At 63.0% G+C, this 3,225-nt stretch carries 5 protein-coding genes and 2 pseudogenes; 3 read left to right on the forward strand and 4 right to left on the reverse strand.

What is annotated here, in order from left to right:
• From AC1DY5_RS48650 to AC1DY5_RS48660, 3 genes are all read right to left on the reverse strand, one after another.
• On the reverse strand, positions 1 to 184 hold a 184-nt coding region (locus tag AC1DY5_RS48650; protein ID WP_478121505.1), incomplete at its 3' end, for a hypothetical protein.
• A gap of 118 nt (positions 185 to 302) precedes the next feature.
• Complete coding sequence (locus AC1DY5_RS48655) at positions 303 to 464, reverse strand: hypothetical protein (protein ID WP_478121506.1); 162 nt, start codon at positions 462 to 464, stop codon at positions 303 to 305.
• Positions 455 to 793, reverse strand: a complete 339-nt coding sequence (locus tag AC1DY5_RS48660) for a hypothetical protein (RefSeq protein WP_478121507.1) — start codon at positions 791 to 793, stop codon at positions 455 to 457. The genes AC1DY5_RS48655 and AC1DY5_RS48660 overlap by 10 nt, the downstream gene beginning before the upstream one ends.
• Positions 794 to 1,083: 290 nt before the next feature.
• Between AC1DY5_RS48660 and AC1DY5_RS48665 the strand changes: the two genes are divergently transcribed.
• The 3 genes and pseudogenes from AC1DY5_RS48665 to AC1DY5_RS48675 form a co-directional block, all read left to right on the forward strand.
• A complete protein-coding gene (locus tag AC1DY5_RS48665) occupies positions 1,084 to 1,212 on the forward strand; it encodes a hypothetical protein (protein WP_478121508.1) in 129 nt (42 codons plus the stop codon).
• A gap of 838 nt (positions 1,213 to 2,050) precedes the next feature.
• A complete protein-coding gene (locus AC1DY5_RS48670; protein WP_478121509.1) occupies positions 2,051 to 2,398 on the forward strand; it encodes a hypothetical protein in 348 nt (115 codons plus the stop codon).
• A 564-nt stretch (positions 2,399 to 2,962) separates the two neighbouring features.
• Positions 2,963 to 3,058, forward strand: a pseudogene (locus AC1DY5_RS48675) (ATP-binding protein); the annotation flags it as partial.
• A gap of 31 nt (positions 3,059 to 3,089) precedes the next feature.
• On the opposite strand, the pseudogene AC1DY5_RS48680 reads toward AC1DY5_RS48675, so the two are convergent.
• Positions 3,090 to 3,225 (reverse strand): annotated as a pseudogene (locus AC1DY5_RS48680) (IS21-like element helper ATPase IstB); the annotation flags it as partial.

The raw sequence follows: 3,225 nt of genomic DNA on the forward strand, positions 1-3,225 counted from the left end.
GCTTGACGTCCTTTTCCCATCGACCCCCTGCGCTCTTGATCGCTGCGCTTGGATCGGTGGACTTGATCGTCTGCTCGCCGAGCACGAACCACTCGTCAGCCGCTGTTGCCGTGCCCACGAAGCCCATGAGGGCGACGGACGCGACAACGAAAGAGGCCATCAAAGCGTGAATCTTCGTCTTCATGGAGGTCCCCTCTATCCCCGGTTGACCCGGGATCGGTGTCCGCCGCCTTCCGCTGGCAGCCATTTCAGGGCGGCGAGACGAAAGGTTTATAAATCCAGCTGCTCCGCGAAGTCCCAGACTATCCGTCGGTACGGCTGACGTCACTGGCTTGGCCAAGCGCGGCCTGCTGCTTATCCAGATACTTGAGGATCTGGTAGCGCATCTGCTTGTGGCCGAAGCTCTGGTCCGTGGCCACCGCGCCGGTAGAGTTGGTGACGGCGGCGCTCAGGTCTACTGGCACTGGCCGGTGACGCCGGTCATGCCGGATTCGACGCCGCGGAAACTCACCATTGAACCGGGTCCACTGGCGGCTGGTCGTATGAGGGCGGCCGAGCCGCTGGGCGGCTGCTGGCCTGGAACGAAGACATCGAATGCTGTGTCGTTCGCGAACACGTACTGGGAATAGACAGTCTGGCCGGAATTCGTCGCCCATTTCTGCGCAACGCACAAAGCGGCCGCCTTGGGGGCAAGCTGGCTTTGGCCCACGGGACTGACGGGTGCCGGGGGGGGCTGTTGTTTGCTGGCGCACCCGGAGACTGCAATGACCAACGCGGCTAAGGCAAGTTTCATGGTAATGGCTCCATAACAAATCGCACAAGGGACCGACGATTCCGTACCAGACAATTCGTCACATGACAGCGCGACGACGTCGACATGATCAATGAGCCGCGCTGTGGTACCCGGCGGTAGTCTAGGCCGCCAAATGCACAGCTGAGCACTGAAAGGTATGCATTTGTATCTGTATCGGACAGTGGTGACGCGCGCAGTTGGGGCTACCGGTGCTGCCAGACCTTCCAGATCGAGAGGATCAGAAACTGCCGTTCTTGTTGCTGCGGGTGCCCGGCCGCATGCAAAGGATCATGGCCAACCTCGGCCCGCATCGCATGCGCGCGCCGGTCGCCTTCTTGAACGAGATCGCGGCGCGATTTGGCCCGGTCACGGACGTGCCCGAGGTGCTCGGCATTGCCGACGCGGACATGTCGGCCTGACGCCCGAACGGCAGCGGGGGCTTGCCGGCCTGCGCCATGACTGCGCTATGTCGGCCCCATCTATGCCAGATGACAGCGCGACCTATGCGGTGGGCCACGCGCCATCGAGGAAGGCTTCCACGCGCTGTCGAAGCAACAGGTCGAGCCGAGTAAACCGGCATTCATCCGCCGCGTGGCGGCAGGCGCTCGCGACGCGGGCCTGCGCGTCATCGTCGGCGCAAGGATCTATGAACTGCGAGATCTGGAGTGGGGCCTGACTTTGTGGGGAAGGCATTCTGCCAAGCCATCTCGTAGTGCCACGCGTAACCGTCGCGCTGATCATGGGCCGACAGGGCAGCGTTTAGACGGCAATGATCAGGGGCACACCGTTCGTCGGATTTCCGCTGCATTCGGGACAGGAACTCAACGTGGCCCTTGGCCATGCGTCAAGGCATGGCGAWTTCCATCGGCTCACGCCACCTGGACGAAGTGAAAGTGATGCGAGCGGTGCCTGCGCGGCGGCCGCGTGCGCCCATGCGATGCAAGTGGCTGCAAGGGCCGCCGTCAGGGCGGGGATAAGACTTCGCACGGGCATGGTGGAAGCCTCTGGCAGGGCAGCGCCGGCTCGGCGCTGCGAATCGCAACCCTACACCGCAGGCTCGCGTTCGTGGGGGCCGCGGCGCGTCCATTTGCAGCAGGTTGCTGATGGCGGAAGGCCTCATGTGGTGGACACTGCCGAATCCGGCAGCCGCCTCCACCACCGCCATGGCGATCGCGAGGTTCCCGTGAGCGGTCATTCGTGCCATCATGAACGTGCGGTAGCACAAGTTCACTTTTGAGCTTGGCTTTTGCGCTTTCAGTGCATGACATCGTCGCTTCGACCAGCGAGCGGGATTCGCAGATAGAGGTCTCCGGCGAAGCAAACAGGAGCATACAAATGATCGATTCGAGAAACGGATATTGGAGCCGGACAGTCGAAGTGCTCGYCGCAGCCGGCCTTCTTGCCCTATCGGGCGCTGCTCTGGCAACCGATCAGGCGCAGCAGCGCCAGCAAGGCAGGGCAGTGAATCAGGATGCAAAGCAGGACTCGCGTTCGACCAAGGTCGACTGCAGGGCGGACAACCAGCAGAGCAACGCCGCGTGTCGACAGGACAAGCGCGACACCAAGCAACAGGGTCGCCAGGACAAGCGGGACATCAAGTACTGACCTGGCTTTCGCTGGGGCATCGAGCGACGGCACATACCTCAGCGGGCCGTGCTTGCGGCGGCCTGCCTGCCACTCAGCGAAGCGTCGAACAGCTCCGATCTGGCGGGCCAACTGTCACCGAGCGCGCCTACGACGAGCAGCCGGCCATTAGGCAAGTGCGTGGCCGTATGAGCCCTGCGCCCAATAGCCATGGAAGCTGCAGCCGGCCATTGCTTGCTAGTGGGGTCGAAGAATTCCACGGATGACGGGCCATCGAGTTCAGGCCCGTGCCGCCCGCCACCACGATCTGCCCATTGGGCATTGCCGTCGCGGTATGCGCCTGAAGACGGGTCTTCATGGGCTGCACGGGTTGCCAGCCAATAGCGTGTGAATCGAGCTGAACAACGTGGAGAGTTACCGGGGCGGTGGCCGCCCGGGAACGGAAGGTCCAGCGCGACAACGACAAGGCGAACCGTCGGCGTCAATCAGGCACAGGTCAGTTCCAGTAGCAGTTCTGATGAGTCAATGCGCTCCTTGGGCTGGTTGTCGTTGTCGCTGGATGCGGCGCAGCATCCTCAGTTCATGGCCAACCGGCCCTTCTCGGGCTGGGACACCGTGTTCCCCGATGCCGGCATGACGGTGGCTGCCATCGATCGCCTAGTCCACCACTCGACGCTCTTCGGCAAATCGCTGGTGCGCATGAGCACGCGACGGCCTCGATCAGCGCGTGGCCAATGCCGCACCCGACGTGGCTCTTGCCCACGCCTGGCGGACCAAGAATCAAGATGCTGGCTCCCTTCTCGAGCCACGAATCTCCGCTGGCCAGCGCCATGACATGGGCCTTGGAC

The organism is Variovorax sp. P4_D9, from assembly GCF_056401695.1.